General features: G+C 60.0%; 19 protein-coding genes. 9 read left to right on the top strand and 10 right to left on the bottom strand.

What is annotated here, in order from left to right; all coding sequences use genetic code 11:
• Positions 1-23: 23 nt before the first annotated feature.
• The gene (locus M2368_RS06465; protein ID WP_498724211.1) at positions 24-743 is read left to right on the top strand and encodes a PaaX family transcriptional regulator; all 720 of its coding nucleotides are present in this window, start codon (positions 24-26) and stop codon (positions 741-743) included.
• Here M2368_RS06465 and M2368_RS06460 read toward each other — a convergent pair.
• Together M2368_RS06460 and M2368_RS06455 are read right to left on the bottom strand one after the other, a co-directional pair.
• Positions 740-2,110 carry a CoA transferase gene (locus tag M2368_RS06460; protein ID WP_498724210.1) on the bottom strand — a complete coding sequence of 457 codons (1,371 nt, stop codon included), beginning with the start codon at positions 2,108-2,110 and terminating at the stop codon, positions 740-742. The two genes, M2368_RS06465 and M2368_RS06460, sit on opposite strands and share 4 nt — an antisense overlap.
• A 111-nt stretch (positions 2,111-2,221) precedes the next feature.
• Positions 2,222-2,947, bottom strand: a complete 726-nt coding sequence (locus M2368_RS06455; RefSeq protein ID WP_105657352.1) for a LysM peptidoglycan-binding domain-containing protein — start codon at positions 2,945-2,947, stop codon at positions 2,222-2,224.
• A gap of 664 nt (positions 2,948-3,611) precedes the next feature.
• On the opposite strand from M2368_RS06455, the gene M2368_RS06450 reads away from it, so the two are divergent.
• A complete protein-coding gene (locus tag M2368_RS06450; protein ID WP_166650682.1) occupies positions 3,612-4,745 on the top strand; it encodes a YihY/virulence factor BrkB family protein in 1,134 nt (377 codons plus the stop codon).
• Here the strand turns inward: M2368_RS06450 and M2368_RS06445 are convergent.
• A complete protein-coding gene (locus M2368_RS06445; RefSeq protein ID WP_105657350.1) occupies positions 4,737-5,456 on the bottom strand; it encodes a M50 family metallopeptidase in 720 nt (239 codons plus the stop codon). The two genes, M2368_RS06450 and M2368_RS06445, sit on opposite strands and share 9 nt — an antisense overlap.
• Positions 5,457-5,613: 157 nt before the next feature.
• Between M2368_RS06445 and M2368_RS06440 the strand changes: the two genes are divergently transcribed.
• Entirely contained in the window at positions 5,614-5,934 is a 321-nt protein-coding gene (locus tag M2368_RS06440; protein WP_105661629.1) for a hypothetical protein, read from the top strand.
• A gap of 77 nt (positions 5,935-6,011) precedes the next feature.
• Positions 6,012-9,467 (top strand): TM0106 family RecB-like putative nuclease, encoded by a 3,456-nt coding sequence (locus M2368_RS06435; protein WP_498724209.1) that lies wholly within the window; start codon positions 6,012-6,014, stop codon positions 9,465-9,467.
• A gap of 21 nt (positions 9,468-9,488) precedes the next feature.
• Here the strand turns inward: M2368_RS06435 and M2368_RS06430 are convergent, their stop codons facing one another.
• Entirely contained in the window at positions 9,489-10,727 is a 1,239-nt protein-coding gene (locus tag M2368_RS06430; protein ID WP_498724363.1) for a polysaccharide deacetylase family protein, read from the bottom strand.
• Positions 10,728-10,972: 245 nt separating this feature from the next.
• On the opposite strand from M2368_RS06430, the gene M2368_RS06425 reads away from it, so the two are divergent.
• Genes M2368_RS06425 through M2368_RS06415 form a run of 3 tightly spaced genes read left to right on the top strand, consistent with a single transcriptional unit; the run spans position 10,973 to position 16,446 of the window.
• The gene (locus M2368_RS06425) at positions 10,973-12,433 is read left to right on the top strand and encodes a DUF3375 domain-containing protein (RefSeq protein WP_434693657.1); all 1,461 of its coding nucleotides are present in this window, start codon (positions 10,973-10,975) and stop codon (positions 12,431-12,433) included.
• Complete coding sequence (locus M2368_RS06420) at positions 12,430-13,116, top strand: DUF4194 domain-containing protein (RefSeq protein ID WP_105661625.1); 687 nt, start codon at positions 12,430-12,432, stop codon at positions 13,114-13,116. Before M2368_RS06425 ends, M2368_RS06420 begins: the two co-directional genes overlap by 4 nt.
• 3 nt (positions 13,117-13,119) lie before the next feature.
• The gene (locus tag M2368_RS06415) at positions 13,120-16,446 is read left to right on the top strand and encodes an ATP-binding protein (RefSeq protein WP_498724208.1); all 3,327 of its coding nucleotides are present in this window, start codon (positions 13,120-13,122) and stop codon (positions 16,444-16,446) included.
• Between the two features lie 73 nt (positions 16,447-16,519).
• On the opposite strand, the gene M2368_RS06410 is transcribed toward M2368_RS06415, so the two are convergent.
• The 5 genes from M2368_RS06410 to M2368_RS06390 form a co-directional block, all read right to left on the bottom strand.
• Entirely contained in the window at positions 16,520-16,864 is a 345-nt protein-coding gene (locus M2368_RS06410) for a DUF6176 family protein (RefSeq protein ID WP_332487655.1), read from the bottom strand.
• 94 nt (positions 16,865-16,958) lie between these two features.
• On the bottom strand, positions 16,959-19,454 hold the full coding sequence (locus M2368_RS06405) for an ABC transporter permease (RefSeq protein ID WP_498724207.1): 2,496 nt from the start codon (positions 19,452-19,454) through the stop codon (positions 16,959-16,961).
• A gap of 3 nt (positions 19,455-19,457) precedes the next feature.
• Positions 19,458-20,207, bottom strand: coding sequence for an ABC transporter ATP-binding protein (locus M2368_RS06400; protein WP_105657341.1), 750 nt, complete (start codon positions 20,205-20,207; stop codon positions 19,458-19,460).
• Between the two features lie 122 nt (positions 20,208-20,329).
• Positions 20,330-21,256 carry a cation diffusion facilitator family transporter gene (locus M2368_RS06395; RefSeq protein WP_105661620.1) on the bottom strand — a complete coding sequence of 309 codons (927 nt, stop codon included), beginning with the start codon at positions 21,254-21,256 and terminating at the stop codon, positions 20,330-20,332.
• A 2-nt stretch (positions 21,257-21,258) separates the two neighbouring features.
• A complete protein-coding gene (locus M2368_RS06390; protein ID WP_105657339.1) occupies positions 21,259-21,630 on the bottom strand; it encodes an ArsR/SmtB family transcription factor in 372 nt (123 codons plus the stop codon).
• Between the two features lie 81 nt (positions 21,631-21,711).
• Here M2368_RS06390 and M2368_RS06385 point away from each other — a divergent pair, with 81 nt between their 5' ends.
• Entirely contained in the window at positions 21,712-22,305 is a 594-nt protein-coding gene (locus M2368_RS06385) for a DNA-3-methyladenine glycosylase I (RefSeq protein WP_105657338.1), read from the top strand.
• A gap of 4 nt (positions 22,306-22,309) precedes the next feature.
• On the top strand, positions 22,310-23,155 hold the full coding sequence (locus M2368_RS06380; RefSeq protein ID WP_402741907.1) for a DNA-3-methyladenine glycosylase family protein: 846 nt from the start codon (positions 22,310-22,312) through the stop codon (positions 23,153-23,155).
• A gap of 326 nt (positions 23,156-23,481) precedes the next feature.
• Here the strand turns inward: M2368_RS06380 and M2368_RS06375 are convergent, their stop codons facing one another.
• Entirely contained in the window at positions 23,482-24,336 is an 855-nt protein-coding gene (locus M2368_RS06375) for a siderophore-interacting protein (protein WP_105657336.1), read from the bottom strand.
• Between the last annotated feature and the right edge of the window lie 44 nt (positions 24,337-24,380).

The following is a 24,380-nucleotide window of genomic DNA, read 5'->3' as shown; positions in this document are numbered from 1 at the left end:
ATATACGGCATGAGAAAACTCCGGTGGCGCGCACCAGAATAGTGGAACTGGCACATGCTGCCGGAGTTTCGGTCCCTGCGGCGCAAACCGCCATCTCCCGACTGATTGACCGGGAAGTGCTGGAAGCAGCGCAATCTTCCACCTTGCGCGTTTCGAGCGCGGCGCAACAGATGTTCGAACGTGGCACCAGAAGAATATTCACCCCGCGCCAAATGTCAGGCAGCGATCCCTGGTGCCTGGTGGCCTACTCGCTGCCGGAGACCTTGCGCTCCCTGCGCCACCAGGTACGCAAGCATTTCGTGCAGCTTGGCGGCGGCACGCTCGGCTCCGGATTATGGATTTTCCCCGAGTACCTGCGAGAGGAAGTATCGGCGGTGCTCAATGCCCTGGGAGTCAGGGAACACGCGACGCTTTTTACCGCCCAGCAACCATACTTCCCCGGAACACCGCAGCAGGCTGCCGGGCAGTGGTGGGATCTTGAGCGCCTGGGCACGTTGCATCGAGCGTTCCTGGAGAGCACCGCTTCCCTGGATTCCAGCGACATTGCTCCGCCCAGTGCTTATCGGGGGTATGTCACGATGGTCGATTCATGGCGTGCTCTGCCCTACCTTGACCCCGGCTTGCCGGAGTTCATGCTGCCCGCCCACTGGCCTGGCGATGAGAGCAGGGAACGTTTCTTGGCACTGTCCACCGCATTCCAGGAATCGGCCTTGCTCTTCGCACGCTCGCTTCTGGCTTCCTAGTTCCAGACTGGTTCATCTTCTCCATACGGAGCAGGCGGACCAGGGTAGTCCAGCCCCTGGCCTGCCATGCTGAAGGGCGGCGGGACATACTCAAGGGTGCCGAAAGTACTTTCCACCCGCTTCAGCCGCACGCCACCGTCGAATTGAGCGGGGCGTTGCGGGGCGTCGAAGGCGAACAGCGCATGAGCGGTCCGAGCCAAGGAGAATCGCACCGACCCGGTACGCCCTTGGACACTGCGCGCCCGAACCAAAGCGATGACGGCAGCAGCGAGCCCGTAGCCAGTGGCGTGGTCCAAAGCCTGCACCGGCAATGCGCCCGGTGATTGCCCGTTACCACGGTAAGCCTCCGAGATGCCGGTGGCAGCTTGCACGATACTGTCGAACCCGCGCCGTTGGGCCCAGGGCCCTTCGAAGCCCCACGCACCTAATTCAGCAACAACGAGCTGCGGGTACCGCTGGGCTAATTCATCCCCGCCAAGACCTGCATTGGCCAAGGCCCCGGGGCGATAGCCCAAGAGGACGGCATCAGCATCCTGCAGCAGTTCGTGGATCCGCGCCTGCCCTGCTGCGTTTTTCAAATCCAGCAGCGTGCTGCGCTTGCCGAATCCGGTATCAACATATTGCCAAGGCAATTCGGGGAGCAGCGGTCCGTCCACGCGCAAGACCTGGGCGCCAAGTGCTGCCAACGTCCTGGTTGCGGTGGGGCCAGCGATGACCCGTGTGAGGTCCAGAACCTTCAACCCTCGAAGGGGCATTGCTGCACGCGGGTCAAATTTCCAGACCGGAGCCGAACCTGTTGGGCGCATGCGGAATTGAGCCCAGTGCCCGCTGCCGGCCGCTTGGCCCTCTGCCGAGCTGAGCCACTGTTGACGGGATCGCACCTGCGCGGCTATTCCACCAGCGGCAATAATGCGTTCTTGGGCATCGTGGGCACAAAGGCTTGCCACTGCGTCGGCGATGTCAATCCCCGAAGATGTTCCCAATGCAGAGTGGAGCGAGCGTTCATGGTGAGGGTAATTCGCGTGGGTTCTGATCCAGCCGTCGGCCGTTCGGTAGAATCCCGAATATCGAGCAAAACCTTGTGGTTTCTGCCCCGCGATGCGCAAGTGGGCAGAGGACGCGAAGGCCGCTGCGATATCCGGCGTCGCTGTGGCGAGCCATGGTGAGGCAGCGGCAAGATCATTAAGGGCGGAACATACCAAGCCAACGGATCGAGCTGCGAGCTTCTCCGCGTTCAAAGGACCAGCCCACCAAACCGCGGGCCCCGTAACAGGGCAATCACCTGCCGTCTCGAGCAATCGGTGCGCGGTGAACCCCGAACCCAGGATATGGCCTTCGGCCACGCGCTCATCTTCGGAATGCAGCATGAACCTCAGCCTATACCCGGAAAATCACCACTTCGATGCAGGCAGTTGGAAAACGGAAAACCCGCGTCGTGTAAAAAATACGCGACGCGGGTTATCTGAAGCTCTGCGGAATTAGTTCGCTGGAACGTTCAGGGTCTGCCCGACCATGATCAGGTCTGGGTTGCTCAGCTGATCGTCATTCAAGACGAACAGGCCACGCCAGTCCTTGACGCCAAGCTGGTCGGCAACCTTAGCCAAGGTATCGCCGGACTTGACGGTGTAGTCCTTGCCCGAATCGGTCACGTCAATGTTGAACACTGGTGCCTTTGGAGCTGGAGCAGCGTGCTTTGGAGCTGCCTGCTGCTTGGGAGCCTGCTTCTGGACCGGAGCGGCCTGCTGCTTAGGTGCTGCCTGCTGCTTTGGGGCCGCCTGCTGCTTAGGAGCGGCCTGCTGCTTTGGTGCTGCCTGCTGCTGAGGAGCCTGCTTCTGAGGAGTCGCGGAACCCGAAGGGGAACCGCTAATGCCCAGCTTTGCGGTACATGCTGGCCATGCGCCCCAACCCTGGGATGCCTGGACCTTGGTTGCAACGCGAATCTGCTCGGCCTTCGAAGCCTGGTGAGGCATGCCCGAACCGCCAAACGCCTTCCAAGTGGACAGCGAGAACTGCAGGCCACCGTAGTAGCCGTTGCCGGTGTTGATGGACCAGTTGCCACCGGACTCGCACTGAGCCAGCTTGTCCCAGGTGCCTGCGGCATTAGCTGGTGCGGAAGCTGCAACGATTGCGGTGCCGGCAACTGCAACGGCGGCCAGCGAGGCTCCACCGCGGCGGATCAAGTTCTTGGTCTTCTGCTGGATCATGATTCTCCAGTTGCTCTTCCCGCGCTCAGGTCTTCCTAGACCATCCTCGTGCACCACTCAGCGTCGCATTTCGACTTTGATTAAATACTGCCCTGGTGAGCGGTTTGGAAGTCCCGGCAGTACCTGTTTCCCCATAACACTGCGAGTGTTATCGAAACGTTATGAATGACCATAACGCACCAACCCACCACCCTCGCAACTCAGGAAACGGTCAGAAACCCCGTAAATACAGGTCAATTGGCCAGAAAAAAATTTTGAATCGGGTCCGAAAATCACCATGATCCCCATATCAAGCAACGAAAATGTTACTTTCCAAAAGTGGAGATTATCCAGCTCGCTGTGATATAGCTTGCAATTCATTTCTGGGCCGTGCCCAGCTCCCTTCAAGGTTGCATTCCGCCTTCGCCAAAGCTGGAATAGCGGCGTCCGAAACCCAAGGCGTCAGGCAATCCGAAGGGGCAATTTTTCCCCGGCAGACGGCCTTTTCCTCGCTGCCACCTGCAAGGCCTCCCGGGCGATGGACACACCGCGGCGTTCAAGCAACAGGACAGCTGAATTGCCCTGAGGTAATTTGTTTCAAGAAGCCAGCGCTGTAGGTTTGATTTCATCAGTCAGACAGGGGAACTCAATGCCAGTACAAGGCAGCACAAGCAAAGACCGATTCATGGAATCCTTGACCTGCTACCCCCGGGCCCTGCGGGAATTCTTTCGCAACGATGGACTAGACGTTGCCGCTTCCCTGTCCTATTTCATGGTTCTTGCCATGTTCCCCGGATTACTGGCATTGATCTCGCTCCTGTCTTTGGCCGGTGCCAGCGAAAGCGGCACCAAATGGATTATGGAGCTGCTAGAGCAGAGCCTCGCCCCGAACGGACAATCTGCAAGTAGCGACTCCCAGCAATTGCTCGACACGGCCGAACAGCTGCTCGCTGGCTTGGCATCCCAAGCTAGCGGAACGTTCTGGGCAATCCTGGCCGGTTCACTCGGCGCGCTGTGGAGTACATCTGGATATGTCACGGCATTCAGCCGCGCGTTGAACCGGCTGTATGGGGCACCGGAAGGCCGCCCCCAGTGGAAACGGCGTCCTCAGATGTTCCTGATTACCGTGCTGATCATGCTGGTTGCCGTCGTGACCCTGGTGCTGCTGCTCGCTTCTGGCTCCGTCGCCCGCGGAATCGGCAATATTATTGGCATGGGCGACAGCTTTGTGCTCGTGCTGAATATCGCCAAGCCGCCATTGATGCTCATTATGCTGCTCCTGGTTCTAGCCTTGCTTTACTACTTCACCCCCAACGTCAAGCCAACGAAATTCCGCTGGTTCTCGCCCGGCACACTGACAGCTCTGGTGATCCTGGGACTGTCGGTATTCGGTTTCAGTATTTATGTTTCGCAGTTCGCCAGCTACTCCGCCACCTACGGAACCATTGGCGGGGTGATCATCTTGATTCTTGCTTGCTGGATCAGCAACATCGCTTTGCTCCTCGGAGCCTTGGTGGATATCGAATTCATCCGCCTCCGCCAGCTTCGCACGGGCATGCCTGCCATAGATGACGTACTTCTTCCACTGCGTGATGACACTTTGGTAGCCAAGCAGGAATTGGCAACATACAAGGATCTCGTCCAGGCCCAGGAAATCCGTATCAAGCACGGTGGCGACCCGCTGCAAGATATGGAGAGGGATCCATCCACGAAGCCTAAGCGCAAGACGAAGCTGCTCCCCATGGGGCTGGTTGCCGTGGCGGCCTGGACCGCTAGCCGCATGAAAACCAAACGCGATCTGCGCAGGGGCTCAGAATAGTCCCGACAAGCTCTGCAGTGCCCACCACAGGCCGCCGGAACCCAGAACAAGAATCACCACCACCCACAATGAGGCGAAGGTCCGGGTAGCCTCGGCGATCAGGTACGCATCGGACTGGGCGATATCGTGGCGTCTCCAAACATGTACCGAAAGAAGCTTGACGAAGTCTTTTAGGCCAGCCAGCAGCAAGAACCCGGCGATAAGCAAAGCCAGGTACAGGTACGCTTCGACCGGCGCAAAGAAGACCACTGCCAATGCCACGAGTGCACTAATAGTGCACACAATAAAGGCCGGCCAATTTCGGACAAAGATCAGCGCCAGCAGGAACAGCAACGCGTAGATGCCGAGCGCCCGCCCGGAATAGCCCGTGGATATGCCCCACAGCATCAAAGCTGAAACCCATATCGGTGCGGGGTACCCGAAAATCCCGGAGATGATGACAGAAATCTTGCCCCGTCCAATGCTCCGCACTTCTCCGGAATGGTCCCAGCCCAGCCGCAAGCCAGCCACGTATCTGCCCGTGAATAAGGCCGCGATGATATGGCCGAGCTCATGAATCAGCGTGGAGTACAAGCCGGTGATCCGCCAGACCGGACGAGGGACCACCAATAGCAGGATCAAGAACGCAACGATCAGCCACTGCCACTGGTTCAGGGCCACGTTCACCGGCTGCGAGAGCCGCTCCCAGGCCTGGGCAATATCTAGATTCATTCCTGCTCCTCATCGGCGTTCGGTATTACTCATTCTTGCAAGCCCCACCGGCCACAAAGTGACCGGCGAGTGCATTTCCCGACTTTCTGGGAAACATCACAGGTGACGGGCATAGTCTGCAAAGCGGAACACTGTGCCGTATATCTGGAGGAGTCTCATGTCTCGCATCGTTTCAACCGCCTTGGCCACCACCGGTTTAGTGGGCGGTTACGCTACCGGTCGTGCCACCAAGAAGCGCCCGCTGGCTGCCGTTGTGCTCGGTGCTGCAGGTGCCGGCGCCTTCCTGCTTTGGAAGAAAGATGCTGGAACCGCTAAAGCCATTGCCTTGATCAGCGCCTATCTCGGAGGCTTCGGCGCTTCGCATCCGCTGGCCAAGAAAATCGGTGCGTGGCCAGCGGTGAACTCGGTGACTGCCGGCGTTGCCATTCTCTCGCTCGTTCTTGGCGGCCCCAAGAAGAACAAAGACGAGCTGTCCTAAGCGGCATCAGCGAATCTGTCGGGGTCTAGTGCTACGTTGACTAGGTAGGAAACAAGTCAACGAAAGGCCCAGGCCCCGTGTTCTTTCTAGATGATCAGTTCATCTTCTCAGCGAGTGACCTGTCAGTCTCCGTTGACTGCAATTACCAGTCCCTGTACCTGCTGGACGTGAAACTCGGCCTGCGTCCCAAGCCTGACAAGGCACGAGACGAAATGCTGGAACGAACAGCGGTGCTCGGCGACGCCCATGAGCAGAACGTCCTCAAAGACCTGATAGCTGCCTATGGCGAATACGACCCGGCGACGGGAACCGGCGTCAAGCAATTCACTGATCGCCCGCAGATGTCTGCGGCCGGTCTTCGGGCAGCCCACGAAGCGACCATGCACGTGCTTCGCAACGGCGCCGATGTCATTTTCCAGGCCACCTTCTTCGATGGGGCTTTCATTGGCTTTGCCGACTTCCTAGTCCGCCAGGAAGACGGCACCTGGGCCGTATGGGATACCAAGCTCGCCCGCCATGCAAGGGTCAGTGCCCTGCTCCAGATCGCAGCCTACGCGGATCAGATGCTGGCAGAAGGGCTCCCCGTGTCCACCTCGGCAACGCTGGTCCTCGGCGACGGGACACATTCGGTGCATCGGGTTGACGAAGTGCTGCCAGTCTTCCGGGCCCAGCGTGAACGATTCGTGAAGATGGTGCAGGAACACCGTGCGGCCAACCAGCCAGTTCGGTGGAACTCCGATGAACTGCGATTATGCGGCCGTTGCGATTATTGCGAAGAGCAGGTCCAGGAAACCCGCGACCTTCTATTGGTCGCTGGCATGTCCATGGTGCAGCGAGAAAAACTTCGCGCCCGCGGCATTTCCACCATTGACCAGCTCGCCGGGCTAGAGGATGGACCAGGCACCTCGCTGCACCGTGCCGCGGAGCAGGCCAGAATGCAGCTGGGGCTGGCCCAGAGCGATGGCGTGGTCCACGGCGTCTCCTACCGGGTGAAGAACGAAGGCCCGATCTCTTCGCTGCCGCGGCCTGATCAAGGCGACATCTTCTTCGATTTCGAGGGCGACCCGCTCTACCAGGAACCTTCCGACGGCTCCTGGGGCCTGGAATACCTCTTCGGCGTCATCGAATATGACACCGGGGTGCCGGTGTTCAAACCCTTCTGGGCCCATAGCCGCGCCGAAGAACGCCAAGCCTTCCTGGACTTCATTGCCTATGTCGAAGAACGCCGCCAGCGGTTCCCGCGCATGAAGGTCTACCACTATGCGCCCTATGAGAAAACTGCCCTGCGCAAGCTCTCGCAGGTGCACATTGCCGGTGAGGACGAAGTCGACCAGTGGCTGCGTGAGAACCTGCTTGTCGATCTCTACGAGACCGTGCGTAACGCCCTGGTGGTTTCCACCCGCTCATACTCCATCAAGAAGCTTGAACCGTTGTACATGGGAGAGCACCTTCGCTCCGGGGATGTCACCGATGCCGGAGCATCGGTGGTCGCCTATGCCCAGTACATGCTGGCGCGGGATTCGAAGAACGACGGGGCCGCTGAAGCGATCCTCGAGTCGATTGCCGATTACAACGAGTACGACTGCCTTTCCACTTTGCGCTTGCGGGATTGGCTGCTTTCGCTCAGCGATGAGGCGCCTGGCACCCTGCCGGATATGCCTGAGCCAGGCCCGGCCGCAGACGAATACGAGCCCACCGCCGAAGAGCTTCGGCTGCAAAACTACCTTGCGCAGCTTCCCCACGCCCACGCGCTGAGCAACGATGACCGCGCGATCGCGATGGTCGCCGCTGCGACCGGTTACAACCGGCGTGAAAAGAAGCAGTTCTGGTGGGAACACTTCGACCGCTTGTCCGCGCCAATGGATGATTGGAGCGACGCCCGGGGAGTGTTCATTGTGGACACTGCGGAAGTACTCGAGGATTGGCATAAGGCCACCCCTCGGGCGCGCACCTCTACGCGCGTGACGAGATTGCAGGGAACCTTGGCGGAAGGATCTCTGCTCTCCCCCGGCTCATCAGTGTTCGCCATGTTTGATGCTCCGTTGCCTGAAGGCATGGCCGTTGACGACTCCGTGCGCGGCGGCGCATTCAACGCCACCGTAGTCGAGCTCGGCCCGGGCTGGATTACCATTGCGGAGAAAACCAGCGGCAAGATCCCTGCCTACGGTGCCCATCCATGCGCATTGGCTCCGGATAAGCCGTTGGCGACGATGAGCATCGATGCAGCGCTCAAGGAGATCGCCCAGCGGGTGGGCTCCACCGTACCGGTGCTTCCGGAACGGCCGGGCATCGACATCCTGCGGCGGATTCCGCCACGCCTGAAAACCCTTGCGGCACCGGTGGATCCAGCCCTGGTTGATGGCCAGGCGCAGATCTATCCTGCCGTGGTCGAGACGTTGAAGGATCTTGATAATTCCTATCTTGCGGTACAAGGCCCTCCGGGGACCGGCAAGACCTTCGTCGCTTCGCATGTGATCCGTGAACTCGTTGATTACGGATGGAAGATTGGCGTGGTTGCCCAGTCCCATGCAGTAGTTGAAAACGTCCTGCGGAAAGCGGTGCAGGCCGGGGTCGATCCCGAGGCAGTAGCCAAGGAAGTCAAGCACGATGATCCGGTCCCCTGGGCCGGCACGTCCAAGGATTCCTTGGCTGAAGTTCTCCACGCATCGGGCGGCGGGCTCATTGGAGGTACTGCCTGGACGCTGACCGGTTCGAAAGTCCCCGCGGATAGCCTGGATTTGCTGGTGATCGATGAGGCCGGGCAGTTCTCACTGGCCAATACCTTGGCGGTTTCACGAGCAGCCCGCAATTTGCTGCTGCTCGGTGATCCCCAGCAGTTGCCCCAGGTCACCCAGGGCACTCATCCTCAGCCGGTGGACGAATCGGCGCTCGGCTGGCTTTCCGGCGGCGAACCAGTGCTGCCAGCCGAATTAGGGTACTTCCTGGCAGCTTCATGGCGAATGCATCCAGCGCTTTGCGCCAAGGTTTCGGCATTGAGCTATGACCACCAGCTATTCTCGGCAGACGCCGCCGGGTTGCGGCAGCTCGAAGGCACACCGGCCGGGGTCGAGACGGTGTTCGTTGAACATCGAGGCAACACGGTCAGCAGCGCCGAAGAAGCCGGGGCTATTGTCCGATTGGTCCGCGAGCATCTGGGTATGATGTGGAGTCCGGGGGCAGGCATGCCTGCCCGTCCATTGGGCGCCGCTGACATCCTGGTAGTTGCTGCCTACAATGCCCAGGTAAATCTGGTGCGCGATGTCCTCGAAGCTGAAGGCCTATCGGCGGTCAAGGTGGGAACGGTTGACAAGTTCCAGGGACAGGAAGCACCAGTTGTGCTGATGACCATGGCATGTTCCAGCGCCACCGATGCATCGCGTGGCATCGAATTCCTGCTTAACCGCAATCGCATCAACGTTGCGATTTCCCGCGGCCAATGGAAGGCCATCATCGTGCGCAGCGAAAGGCTCACCGATTATCTGCCTTCCAACCCATCGGCGCTCTCGCAGCTCGGTGCCTTCATGGCTTTGTAGCTTGATGTTGGATTGGCCCGGTCATTCGCGCGCCGGGTCAATCACATCCTCGACTTTGAAGAAACTTCCCAGGACTGGCCGGTCACCGCGCAGTTCCTTGGCGAACTGCAACCCATCCACATTGATGCGCATCTGCCGCTGGTACTCATCACCCTGCTGCATCCATGTGCGAGTCGTACCGTCAACGCCGTAGAAGTAATCGAACCCCTGGTCCTTGAAGAACTGGTACCGTTCCCCCGCGTAGCGCTGGATCCGGGCAATATCCGATCCAAAAGGATAGATGTAGTGCCCGGTTTTTCCCACGATCGGTTCCACTTCGGCTTTCCACAGTTTCGTGTCCCGCTTGAGCCGATCCATGCTGACCGTCCCGGTGGCAATGTGCCCCCATGAATGGGACGCGAAAACCCAACCGCTGTTCTTCATCGCTTCTGCGATCTCCGCCGCCTTCTTCTGGTCAGCTTCCAGAGTCTTGCTCTGGCGATACTGGCTGGCAGAGGTGCGGTAGCCGAATGCCCCGTTGTATCCGGTCATTGCGATCAGGCCGCGAGCGTCCCGATACGTGAAATCGGGATGTTCCGCTATGAAGTCATCGACCATCGTGGTCACGTCAAAAGCGCCAACCTGCGTTTTTCCCTCCGCATCGACGTATTCGTTGCGGACCTTGCCGTCCTTATCCAGCACCAGTTTGCTGGCGAAGCCATCACCTTCCATGTATTCGTAATAGCTCAGGTCATCGATGGACAGCACCACTGGCTTCTTGCCCTGGGGCAGCATGATATCCCGATACTCCATCTGCCCCTGTTCGTCGAGCGAGGCGAAATCTTCCGGGTTGACCAGGACATAATCACGCGCATACAGCTCGTCGAGGATGGCTGCAAATTCCTTCTGGGTCACCATGTAGTCGGCGTACCCCTGCGAACTGCTGCCTTCGTCAAAGGCCCTGCCGGGATCGACAATCAGCGAGTGGAAGAACAGGTGAGGTATGTTGTTCGGCTCTTCCCAAGCTGAAACCTGCCCTTTCTCTTCCTCTAGGCCGCTGGCCATCTGGTTCAGTTGTTCGGCGCTGTCTTTCTTGGCGAGTTTAATCGCCGCGTCATAGTCGTATCCGTCAGCTAGCCGGTTGATCTCGGCTCTCACGCCGTCCACTCGTGCTTCTTCCTGCTCAGCCTTTTCAACGGCAGCAGGATCCGGGGCCGGCGTTGGCGGCTCCTGTGAAGCACTGCACCCGGCAAGTCCCAGCGCCAACCCGAGCGAAATCACCAATCGTAGATTCTTCAATGGCTTCGACCTCCGTGACCTCCACCGTGCCCGCCAGGCCGGAAGAAAACGAGTTGTCATCTGGTTATTTCGACCCTACACAGGTAGCGCTTGAGGCAACACCCTTTCAGGATGAATTACCGAACTTGAGCGATGTCTAACATTCAGCTTTTAGGGAGCTCACATTTTGGAAGGAGTCCAATGATTTAGAATTGATTGGTTAGGCGTCCCAAAGATCAAGGAAGTACATGCAGCCCTCGCACCGCGCGAATAGTTTGTGGCTTCAGTCCCAGCAGTTCAAAAGCTCGGCAGCGTATCGGCTTCTGACCGCCCAGCCGTGGGCTGTGGCCTTCATCCGCGCAGAGTTCACCGCAGACCGTTCACGGATCGCATTGGAACTTTTCCATGCCTCCTTGGATTCCTTCCTGAAGCAAGCGCGCAAGAGCGATGACCAGATTCCCGCCTCGTATTCGGCCCAGGATTTCGCCGAAACATGGGTCAAACAGGGAATTCTGGCTCGTCCGCTGATTGATGGGCGCTTCGTGTATGAACCCAGTGCGCAGACCCTGCGCACCCTGCGCTACCTGGCGGATTTTTCCACCGACGATTCGCATTTGAACTCGTCGCGCCTGAACACGTTGCTCTCTTCCCTGGAATCGCTGGCCCACGAAACCGATCCGGATCCCGAAGCACGTATCCGTGCCCTCGAATCCCAGATCGCGCTGCGCCAAGCCCAAATCGACCAGCTGCGCAGCGGGGATGACCCGGCGGTGCTTTCTCGCACGACCGCCTTGTCGGCAACTCGTTCCGTACTCGATCTGGCATCGAGTTTGCCAGCAGATTTCCGACGCATGCGCGACGGCGTCCAGGATATGCTCCATTCATTGCGTGAAGGCATTCTGGATGCCTCCACAGCCAAGGGCGTAGCTGTGGGCCAGGTTCTTGAAGCTGACCGTCAGTTGCGTTCCACTGCCGAAGGCGAAACCTTCAGCGGATTCACTGAATTCCTGAACTCCCCGGAAGCGCAGCAGCGTTTCCGCGCCGCATTGGCCGAAGTCCTGGACCGCGACTTCGTAGATGACCTGGAAACGCCCGAACGCCAGATCCTTACTAACCTGTTGCGTGAATTGCGCCGCCAGGCAGCTGAAGTCCATGCCTCCTATGGCAAGCTCTCTGAATCCCTGCACGCATTCGTGCAGTCCGAGGACTACAAGCAGGCCGAGCTATTGCGCCAAGCGGTCCGCGAAGCTGAACTGGCGATCAGCAAGTCCACGAGCCTCAAACCCCGCAGCGGCTTGGCCCCGATGGAGCTCTTCGCTCCGCAGTTCGTCACCCTTTCCGGTCTTGGAATCTACGACCCATCCGAGCATGTGGCTCCGCCTCCGCTGGCTCAAGCGCCAGAATTCAGCGAAGCCGACATTGTGCGTAATCCCTCGACGCCCCAGGCGGACATGCCACTGCTGCGTGCATCGATCACCCGGCATCTGGGCCAGTCCAGTTCCGGTTCGATCCGGTTGGATGAAGTCTTCGAATCCTTGGATGCCGGGCAGCGGCACTTGAACTCCATTCGTGCCCTCGTGGAAATCGGGCGCACCAATGGCGAATCGCTGAACGAGAGCGATCTGCTCAGCATCCATTTCCAGCAACTCGATGGTTCGATGCGAACCGCAATCCTGCCCGCGTTAAGCTTTACGAAGGAGCCGCTATGACCAAGAGCGATTCATACGCCGCACCGATCACCGAACCATTGTTCGAGGGCGATACCGGGAAGTTCCCGCTGCCGCTGCGCCAGCTGCTGGTCCGGTTGTTGCGCGGCCCGTACCTTGATGGGTCCATCGATGCCTCGGCTTGGCAACTGCTGCTGGACCAGCAGCAGAGCATCAGCGATTACTTCTCCGAGATCTTCTTGGCACTGCAGCTGGACATGGACCGCAAGATCGCCATGCTTGCCCCCGTCCAGATTGAACAGGTCCACACCTCCCCTATCGCTCCGCGCCGTCCGCTGAAGCGTGATGAAACCCTGCTCGCCCTGCGGCTGCGGCTGTTGCTCGAACAGCATTCGGGCAGCGGGAGCGATGCCGTGATTTCGCGTGCGGGCATGCACGAGATCCTGGCCGAGCACCGCCAGACCTCAGACCGCGATGACAAGCGCTTTGCCGAGTCCTGCGATGCTGCGGTAACCCGCCTGCAGGCTCTGCGCTTGCTGACCGGCACCGAGCTGGAGAACGAGTTCCGCATTTCCCCGGCCCTGGCGATGGCGCTGCCGATCACCAATATCCAGGACATACCACGCTACATCGCGGCAATCGACGCTAATGATCCAGCTTTCAGCCTGGGAGCCGAAGAAGCTGATGACCTCGCAGAGCAGACCCCCGAGTTGGTGCAGGAGTAACCGATGAGCATTGAAATGACTCTCCCGCTGGGCGGGGCACTCAACCCAGGCCAGCATCGGCTGAGCCGGGTACAAATAGTTAACTGGGGAACCTTCCACGGCTTGCATGATCTGGCCGTGGACCGCGCCGGCACCTTGGTCACCGGCCATCCGGGCGTGGGCAAATCCACCTTGTTCGATGCGATGGGCCACGTCTTCTTTGCAACGCCCCGCCTGAACGAATCGGCCAATGACGCGGCCACCCGCGAGGACCGCCGCACCACGTTCTCCTACATGCGCGGGCGCAAGTTCAAAACCAGCGCCGGCACTGTCTACCAGCGCCCCGGCGCGACGTGGAGCGCCATTGTGCTCAGCTACGACGATGGCATGGGCAACACCGTTACAGCCGGCGCGGTCTTCGATCTGCCCGATGCCGGTCTGGAAGGACAGGTCTCCAAGCACTATCTGTTGTGCGAGGGCAAGGTCAATATTGCGGAGCTGGAAAACCACGGCCCACGCCGCTTTACCGTGTCCTCGCTGTCCAAGGCCCTGGCACCGAGCGAGGCATTCGATACCCACAAGGCTTTCATTGAGCGATTGCGCCGCCGTTTAGGCGTCGAAAGCGACAAGGCCTTTGCCCTGTTGCGCACGTTGCAAAATGGCAAGGGCCTGGCCAAGGGCGTCAACCAGTTCTTCCGCCACGAAGTGCTGGAAGAACCAGCCACGTTGAAGGCCGCGTCCGCAGCAGTGGAAGACTTTGCCCATTTGCGTGGCATCTACCGCCAGCTGGATACCGCCCGCGCCCAGCGTGACGTGCTCGCGCAGGTGCCGGAGCAGGATCAGGCCTACCGTTCCTTGGCTGGACAGATCGCCACCGCCCGGCAATTGCTGGAAAGCGACGTGCACACCCTGGAAACCCAGGTCCGCCAGCTGGTGCTGCGCAATGACCTGAACTCCCACGAAACGGAGCTAGCCAAGCTCAAGGCCGAAGAGGCCGAGCTGCGTAAGCGCAAGGAAAAGCTCGATGACCAGCTCCAGTCGCTGGAGGCTGCCCACGACTCTGCGGGCTCTGCTTCCCTGATGCTGCTGGAGCGCGAGGCCGATGTGGCTCGCAAGGCATTGAGCGAGAAGGAGTACGTCATCCGGACCCTGCAGCAGCAGGCCTCGGATGCTGGCTTGGCCTTCGAATTCTCGGCCACCGGCCTGGATGAGCTGCGGGCCAACGCGGCACGTACCTTGCAGCAGCTCAGCTCGATTACGCATGATGCCCAGACCGTTGAGTACGAGGCCATGGCCACCTTGGTCAACCTGCGCAAGCGCGCAGAAACGTTGGCTGACCAGATCCGCTCCTACCAGCGCCGGGCCAGCAATATCGATGACCGTTCGATAGCCGCCCGCCGTGCCATCGCTTCGGCCTGCTCGCTCAAGGAAGAACAGCTTCCCTTCGCTGGCGAGCTCATGGATGTCTCGGCCGATGCCGGTACCTGGCGTTTGGCCGCTGAAAAGGCCTTGCACTCCTTGGCCCGCACCCTGCTGGTTCCCGGGGAGCTGCTCACCCAAGTCACCCGCGCCATTGATCAACTCGACGGCTTGGGCCGCGTGCGGTGGAGCGACATTTCCCAGCCGCCGCGCACCGCTGAAGCTGGCCCGGCAGACCTGGTGGCCAAGCTGGACTTCGCGCCCGGCGAAGCCGGAACCTGGCTGAAGGCGAAGATCACCGCCGACTACCCATTGGCCTGTGTTGAGAACGATGCAGCCATGCATGTGCACCCCAAGGCGATAACCCCGGCCGGCACCATCAAGTCAGGAACCGGAAGCTTCGAGCGCGATACCCGCACGTTGCCTGCTTCCGAGTACCTGCTGGGCTTCACCAACGAGTCGAAGATTGCCGAGTTGCAGTCCAAGGCGGCACGGTTGGATGAGAAAATCGTCCAGGCCCACCAGGCTGCCGATGAGCGCAGTGCGGCGAAGAACAAGATCGTGGCCAAAACCCAGCTCTTGCAGGCCCTGATTGCCGATGAGCGGACTTTTGGCCAGTTCGACGCGTCCGAGGCACTGGAAGCCTTGCGCCGCAGCGAGCAGAAGCTCGGCGATGACTTGGCATTGTCCGGGGACTCCTCCCGGGTTCGCCAGCAAATCGAAACGGCGAAGGCCGAGGCAGAAACCCTGGTCGGGGACCTCGCACTGGTTCGTTCACGCATTTCAGATCTTGGCTTGCAGGTGCAGCGTGCGCAGCAGATCCTGTCCACCAGCGATGATTTGGGGACCGGATGGGAGCAGAGCATCCCGTCCGCGCTGCGCCAGCATCAGCTGCTTGGCCCGGTTCTCCAGCAAGTGATTGCAGGGAACTGCCCTGCCAGTGAACAAATCAGCGAAGCCTTTGCCGAGGTCAAGCTCCAGCTGGGCAGCCAGGTCAACTCCTTGCAGTCGCAGCGACAGGAAATCGGTGGCGCGCTGAGCGAAACCTTCCGTCGTTTTGCCCGAGAATTCGGCACCTCGCACGCGCAAACCCATGGCACCACCGCTGAAGCAGCTGAGCACTACGCGCAGCTGCACGACCAGATCGTGGCCGACGGCCTGCCGCACCATGAGGCGCAGTTCCGCGAATACTTCGCGAACCGTTCCTATGAACGCTTCAGCGACCTCTTGCAGTTGCTGGATGAAGAGCGCCGGATGATCTCCGAACGCATCAAGCCGCTGAACCAGATTCTGGCAGAGGTGACTTTCGAGCATGGGTCGGTCCTTCGCCTGGAAGCAGTAAATGCGATTCCAGTTGAGGCCGGTACCTTCCGCAAGGACCTGAAGGACGCATTGCAGGAGGCTTACACCACCAAGGACGAATCCACCTTGGCCAGCTCCTACCAAGCGCTGGAGGCACTGGTTACCGCACTCAGCGACCCGGCGATGGCTTCATGGCGTTCGACCGTGCTCGATGTCCGCCAGCATGTGATGATCAGCTGCAATGAGCACAAGCCCAATGGGGAGATTGAGACCGGCTTGGAACCCGGGACGCTCTCCGGCGGCGAAGGCCAGCGCTTCACATCCTTCATCATGGGTGCTGCCCTGGCCTACCAGCTGGGCTTCGCTTCAGCCGGGTTCACTTCCTACGGCACGGTGATGATCGACGAGGCGTTCATTCAAGCCAACTCCGAATATGCAGCGGCAGGCATACGCGCGTTGCAGGAGTTCGGTTTCCATCTGGTGCTCGCGGCCCCCGAGGACAAGATCGATTTGAGCCGCCATCTGGGATCCATCACGGATATCATCAAGCACCCTGGCTCCAATATCTCAGGCTTCGTGACCACCGGCCGTTCCCCGGCCATGGCCACGACGATTACCCTGCGCAGCTGAACATCCAGAACAAGGCACGAGGTCCAGAATTCGCCATAGCGAGTTCTGGACCTCGTGCCTTGGTGCTTCGCCTCTAGACCATGCTGCGCTGCACGCGATCAGGGATCATGACCACCCGCGGGGACAGCTCTTGGGGTGCGAAGCCTGGATCGATGCACTGCTTCCAATACCTGAGGTGCACCTTGTCGATTTCATGTGCAGAGTCCTGCACCGCGGCACCGCCCTCGCCTTGGATGCTGTACCAGTAGAGGTAGTCGACACCATCCAGGGTTTCGCTGAAGATCGTCTCCACGTACATCTTTTCGCCTTCCAGGGTTTCAAGCACCGCGGGCATATTGCTGTTCAGGAATTCCAGCCATTCATTAGCTAGCGCTGATTTGCCTGGCAGAACTCGGAATCGAGTGAGTTCAATTTTCATGTCTACAGCCTATGGGCTTGAGCCGCATCTGCGGAAAAGACAGTGGTCCTGAAAGCCTTGGCTTTCAGGACCACTGTCTTTGGCTGGCTACCGGCTATTCGACGGCCAATCCTTCAACCGGCGACAACTTTGCGGCGCGGCGGCCCGGAGTCACCGATGCCAAGAGCGCTGCCACGATGCTGATCAGCAGGACCAGTGCGAGCTGCCACCATGGGATCTCGTAGGTCATCGTTCCCATGGACGCGAGTGCCGAGCGGGCTCCAAGCAGGCCGTAGGCCACGCCCAGCACCAAGCCGAGCAGGGCTGCGACGCCGCCAATCAGTACCGCTTCGGTCGCCAGCATGCCGCGCAGCTGCTTCTTCTTCAGGCCCAGGGCACGAAGCAGGGAATTCTCCCGGGTGCGTTCCAGGATCGAGAGGCTGAGCGTGTTGGCTACGCCGATCAAGGCGATCAGCACCGCCACTGCCAGCAAGGCAGAGACAATCATCAGCAGCACGTCAATGATCTGGGAGAACATCGACTTCATCACCACACCGCCATTGATCATTGATGATTCAACGCCGGTGATGGCAGAAACCTTGGTGACCAGTTCGTTGACGCCCGCTGCATTGACGTCGGAATCCACCTTGATCAGGATCCCCTCGTACTGATTGGCTTCATCGATTTCCAGCTTGCTGAAAGTCTGCTCGGTGACGATATTTCCTGAGAGCATGGCCTCGGAATTCTTCACTGCCAGCGTTTGCCCGCCAACTTCCACCGTCGGATTTTCGGGACTACCCAGCACATAGACGATTTCGCCATCTGCCGGCACGATATTCGGGTCCAGTGCAACGTCAGCGAAGCTCGTGGGATCAACGGACATGATCTCGGCGTTGAACATTTCATCGGTCCCCATGTCCACATCCGCATATCCGGAGGTGAAGCTGGAGCTGGCGGTAATCCCGTCCACGCCATTGATTTGCTCAAGCATGCTCTTGGTCTCGGCGCCTGAAACTTGGCGGTCATAGAAGGAGACCATCATGTCGACCGGGAATTCTGCGGCCACAGCGTTGTTCAAGCTGGCCTTGGCGGTCTGGCCGCCGACCATGATCATGGACACCAAGGTCACCCCGATCAGCAGTGCCGTTGCCGTCGCGGTGGTTCGGCCCGGATTGCGCACGGCGTTCAGGGCCGCGAGCTTTCCCGCCGTCGATTTGCCAGCCACGGCCTTGCCGATCCCGGAAACGCTGCTCGGCACGAACAGCGAAGCCAGCATCAGGATCCCCGGGAAGGAAACCAGGCCACCCAGGAAGGCGACTACCAGATCCCCCTGGATCGCGCCGTAGGCCAGCAAGCTGGCGCCGGCCACGACGAACAGCGATCCGAAGATGATCCGGGCCTTGCCGGCACGGTTCTTCACGCTGGCAGCGTCGAAGGGGCGCAAAGCCGCCAGCGGTGCGAGCTTCATCGCCCGTCGAGCCGGCAGGCTCGCTGCGACCACAGTCATCAGCACGCCGACGAGAATTGGGATGGCCAATCCCTGCGGGGTCAGGGCCAACGCCGCATAGGACATCTCCGGCACCATCACGTGCAGCAGCTGGATCAGGCCCGCCATCAGTGCGACGGCCAGCAAGACACCGAGAATCGAGGCAAGAATGCCAATGAGCAGTGCTTCGATAAGCACCGAGCTTCGAATCTGCTTGCGCTTGGCGCCCAGGATGCGCAGCAGTGCCAATTCGCGGGTGCGCTGGGCAATGACTACGGCAAAGGTATTGACCACAACCAGCCCGGTGACCACCAGCGCAATCAGTGCGAAGACCAGCAGGATCACGCTGAGCTGGTCGGTGCCGCCGGTGAACTGGGCGACTTCGTTCAAGACCTTCTCATCGGCGGTCACCACCGCCATGTCAGCCATCTTCTTGCCGGCAAACAGCTTCTCCAGCTCTGCCTTCAATGACTCGTCGGAGCCGTCGCCATTGACCACGATTTCGGTGATCAACGCTTGGCCGCCGGAAAAGTGCTGCCACGCTTTCTCGCTCATGCCGGCCAAGGCGTAGGCCGAGGTCCGAGGGTTGGTGGTCGAGCGCTGGATGCCCACGATGTTGTAGTTCGCCGGCGAAATCGCACCATTTTCCAGAGCCACGACGTCCCCGATGGACACGCCCATTTCCTCGGCGTGGGAAGCATCGATGATGATTTCGTTGGAACCTTGGGGCGCCCGGCCCTCAATCAATTCCATGCCGCCCAGCCCCTGGTCGGGATCTACTGGCTGTGCGGACACGCCGTAGCTGTTGTCCGCCGTGCGCAGCAGGCCATCGGCGTAGGCCAGGCCATAGGCGGTGGAAACTTCAGGCAGGTTCCGGACATCTGCGATGTCCTTGAGGCCCAGCTCGGTCAACTCCTCGGCGCCGGGAACCAGGTCCCAATCGGGGTAGGCCACCAGATCGGCGTTCTTGTAGGCGTCTCCGAGCGAGTTCTTCAGTGTCGCCTGGGTGGATGAGTTCACCGAAAGCGTTGCGGCAAGAAAGGCGGTGCCGATGGCCACAGCCAGGATGACGGCGATATATCGACGTGCATAGGTCTTGATATTCGAAAGTGCTACGTGCAGCATTGCTTACTCCGCCAAGGAGGCCAGGGCCTCGGTTACGGTAGCCACGGTTGGCTCCTGGATGGATCCGACAATTGTGCCGTCCTTCATCAGCAAGACATTGTCTGCATAGGACGCGGCCACCGGGTCGTGGGTGACCATGATGATGGTCTGGCCCATTTCACGGGTGGACGTGCGCATCAAGGACAGCACTTCGGCGCCGGTACGCGAATCGAGGTTGCCGGTTGGCTCATCGCCGAAGACCACTTCCGGCCGGGTGAGCAGTGCTCGGGCTACCGCGACACGTTGCTGCTGGCCGCCGGAAAGTTCATGCGGCTTGTGGTTCAGGCGGTCGCCCAGGCCGAGCGCCTGGATGACGGTGTTGAACCAGTCGCGATCGTGCTTCTTGCCGGCCAGCGACAATGGCAGCAGGATGTTGTCCTTGGCGGTGATGGTTGGCACGAGGTTGAAAGACTGGAAGACAAAGCCGATCTGCTCGCGGCGCATCTCGGTCAGCTGGTCATCGCTCAGCTCCAGCAGGTTCTTGCCGCCGATGATGATTTCACCGGAGTCGGCGGTATCAAGTCCGGCCAGGCAGTGCATCAGCGTGGATTTTCCGGAGCCCGATGGGCCCATGATGGCGGTGAAGCGGGATCGTTCGAAGGAAACGTTTACGTCGCGAAGGGCCTCAACACGGGTGCTGTCATGCCCGTAGGTCTTGGTCAAGCCGCGGGCAGCGACCGCATTTTCGGTTTTTGGCAGAGTCTCAGAAGTCATATTAGAAATACTACAAAGCGCCTAGCCAAACCCGCATCCACCATCAGGACCTAGTTTCCCGGGGGTGCGTCATACCAAGGTATGAGCAAATCCGCGGACGCTCTGCCCCCGCAGGTTACCGATTAGCAGCCATGTTCGCGTTCGGTTTCCTGGTGCGATGCCGGCTCAATCTGGAAGGTCGAGTGCTCAACGCTCACGGTGAAATGATCTGCCACGCACTGCTGCAAATCCCGCAGCAGCCCACCGGCTACCCCAGCGGAGAACATCGAGTCCTCGACCACCACATGGGCGGTGAGCACCGGAAGGTTGGAGGCAATCTGGCTGGCGTGCAGATCGTGCACCGCAATCACCCCGGGCAATGCCTCCAAATGCGCTTTGACCCCGAGCAGGTCCAGGCCCCTAGGCGTGGATTCGAGCAGGATGTGGGTGGTTTCCCCCAGCAATTTCATGGCCCGGGGAACGATCAGGGCGCTGATCACCAGGGCAGCCACGGAGTCGGCGCGCATCCATCCGGTGTAGGTGATAACCAGCGCGGCGATGATGACGGCAACCGAGCCCAACGCGTCGTTGACTACTTCCAGGAAGGCCGCACGCATATTGAGGTTGCTATTGCGCCCGGCGGAAATGATCCACATGGAGATGACGTTGCCCAATAGGCCGATGATGCCGAAGGCCAGCAGTCCCTCCGGTTGGACTTCTGCAGGGGTGAAGAGCCGCCGCACGGCGTCGATGGCCGCATAGATGCCCACAGCCAGCAGCAATGCCGATTGGAAGGTGGCGGAGAGGACTTCAGCGCGGCGGAATCCCCAGGTGCGCTTGGTCGTTGGCTTGCGCATGATCAGGTTGGCAGCGGTCAGAGCCAGCAATAGCCCCAGGGTATCGGTCAGCATATGCGCTGCGTCGACCAGCAAGGCCAGCGAGTTGGTGACGATAGCGCCAACAACCTCGGCGACGAGGATTGTAGCGGTGATGGCGAAGGCCCAGGCCAGGCGGGTTCGGTTTGCTCCGGAATGATCATGGGAGTGCCCGTGAGAGTGATCGTGTCCCAAGTTCAGCCTTTCTTCGGATCCATGCTGTGCGCTTCTTCCCAATGGTGATGGGATGCCTCTTGCGGCAGAAGCGCCGAGGCGGCAGCGGTCAATGCGTCAAGTGCTTCACCCTGGCCCAGCGAGTAGATGCTGGCCCGGCCCTGGCTTCGGACGTGCACCAGGCCGGTGTCCTTCAGGCAGGACAGATGCGCGCTGACCGTGCTTTGGGCAAGGCCCAAATGCTCGGTCAGTTCCCTGACCTTATGCTCCCCGGTGCGCAGATGGTCCAGAATCAGCAGCCGCGCCGGGTCAGCGAGCGCGTGGAAGAGCGCAGCGAACTGGAGCTTGCCGCTGCGGATTTCCGATGCATCGATATCTGACTCTATTATCGCCATATAACGATGATAGGTGACTTTGCCGTGAAACGGAACGTTGCATGGCCAACTGCGCATCGCGATGGATGGCAAGATGAAAATATGACTGAAGATCTCATCGTTGGCGAAGACGGATTGGCGCGCCCTCGCTGGGCCGCCTCGAATGACATGCTCCGCACGTACTACGACGCCGAATGGGGCATGCCGATCACCTCCGAAGAGGGACTTTTCGAGCGGCTGAGCCTTGAGTGCTTCCAGTCAGGCCTGTCCTGGGCCATCATCCTTTCCAAGCGCGAGTCGTTCCGCCGCGCTTTCGAGCACTTCAATCCCGAGAAGGTCGCATTATTTACCGAGGACGATTTCAATCGCCTGATGGAAGACGCCGGGATCGTGCGCAATAGGCTCAAGATCCGCGCAACGATCGCCAACGCAGAAGCGACCCTGATGCTGCGCGAAGAGGGCGGCCTCTCGGATTTCGTGTGGTCCTTCAAGCCGGAACAGACCCCGGCTCCGCGTAATTTCACTGAAGTACCCACGCAAAGCCCCGAGTCCAAGGAACTGGCCAAGGCGCTGAAGAAGCGGGGTTTCAAGTTCGTGGGCCCGACCACCATGTACGCGTTGATGGAAGCCATCGGCATGGTCGATACCCATCTGGTCGGATCGCACCGCCGCGGCACTTCCGGCATTTGGGCCTGAGGTCATGGAACTGCGCCTACCGGCAACGGGAATTCTGGACGTCGGCCACGCACTGGCAGTCCTGGAATTGCATTCGCTGCCTGCCCAGGAGCGGCTGGATGCCGCTGCGGCCCAGCTGCACCGCGTCCTGCAGCTGGACGGGAACCTGGTTGAAGTTTCATTGAGCCTGGATCCTGCAGGCGTATCGCTCACCCACGACGCCCCGACTGAATCCATTGCGCGCCTCACGGAGATCATCAACCATTGGCTTGGACTGCAGCAAGACACCACAGCTGCTTATGAAGCGCTCCAGGCCCTTCCTTGCTACCAGCCGCTCGCGATGGCTTACCCCTCCTTGCGGCTCATCAGCTACCCGGATATTTTCGAGGCCCTGGCCACCACGATCATTGGACAGCAGGTATCCTTGGCGGCGGCACGGACCCTCGGCGGGCGCTACGTCGGCGCATTGGGCCAGCAGCATGGCTCGGGCCTTCGGGCTTTCCCCACAGCGGCCTCAACGGCTGCCTGCACGCCTGGGGAATTGCGTGCAATCATTCGCTGCCCGTTGCCGCGGGCAACGGCGCTGCACGCGGTAGCCGAATGGTTCGAGCACAGTGGAAAGTTCCTGCTCGGAGACGTGCCGGCATTCCTGGAGCAGCTCCAGGGGCTGCGCGGCGTGGGGCCATGGACGCGCAATTACCTTGCCCTGCGGGGTTTGCGGGATCCAGAGATCTTCCTGGAGTCGGATCTAGTAGTTCGCCGAGCCATGAGCAAGCTTCATGATCGCGGCGTCACTGTGGCGCCTCCACCGAAGGGTGCGGGCTACCTGGCCACGTTGCTGCTGTGGTCCTTCGACGCCGCCAAGCTGTAGCAACGAGAAAGGGAGCTTATCAAGGTGTGCAATCCTGATAAGCTCCCTTTTCGACGAATCGGCCGACTGAGCAAGTCAGCCGATTCTCCATTCCCCTTATTCAAGCCGGCTACGCCGCTCGCTGCTTCGAGGTGAGCAGCCCCGGCAAGCAGCGAACTAGCCGATAAATATCGGTCAAGCTTGACGCTTCTCCCGACCACACACGGGAGAAGCTCTGGAATAAGCATATCCTAAGAACCAGTAATAACGTCAAGCCCTGTTTGCGTAATTTTTCGATTTATTTCTTAGGTCGCTCTAACTTGCTCGATTTTGTCCGCGCCAAAAGACTAGTCGGCGAAGATCTTGCCAACTTCCGTACGCTTCTCGGCCTGGAATGCATCTTCTGCACGGCCAAAGGCCCAGTAGGCAGATAGCGACATGTCGCGGCGGTCCACGCCATGCTCGTCATAGAAGTATGCGCGCAGCTTCTTCATGACTTCGCGCTCACCGTGGGCAAAGACCTGCACCCGGCCCTCGGGCCATGGAATCCCCCGGACCACGGACTCCAGGATCGTGGTTTCAGGGGAGAATTCGGCACCGCGGTGAATCCAGCGAATTTCCACGCCAGCCGGCGCCTGCAATTGCATTTCGTCAGCCTCGTCGGCAACTTCGATGACCACCAGGCCCCGCATCTGCGGGGCCATGGACTCCAAGGAGGCCGCAATGGCGGGAATGGCAGTTTCATCTCCGGCAAAGAAGTGGAAATCGAATTCATCCTTGGGGACAAACATTCCGCCCGGGCCCGAGAAGCAGATCGATGAGCCGATCTGCGCGTCACGAGCCCAAGGACCTGCTAGGCCCTCATCGCCATGGACCACGAAATCGACCTCGATGGTTCCCGCCTGCATATCGCTGCGGCGCACGGTATAGGTACGGCGAACCGGCAGATCCTCAGGAGCCAGCCGCTCACGCAGCGCTTCCATGTCATAAGGCAATTCAAGGCCCAGTTCCGGCTTCGCGAACAGGAATTTCACGTAGCGGTCGGTCACCGGCTTGTCTGCGAAATCGCAGATGCCTGGACCGCCAAGGGTGAGCCGCACCAGATGAGGTGCGATATTCTCGCGCTTGAGGACCTGCAGGAGGACCTGGGGGCGCGCAGGTCGGCCTCCAGTTTGCGGGCGATCACCAGCCGGCTGGGACACAAAATCACTTCCTGTCTTAATAAGGGTAGATAGATCAATCCTAA

This window comes from Arthrobacter sp. JUb119, assembly GCF_024807995.1.
Classification (GTDB): domain Bacteria; phylum Actinomycetota; class Actinomycetes; order Actinomycetales; family Micrococcaceae; genus Glutamicibacter.
The sequence above is the reverse complement of the archived record's forward strand: the minus strand, read 5'-3'. Positions and strand labels throughout refer to the sequence as shown.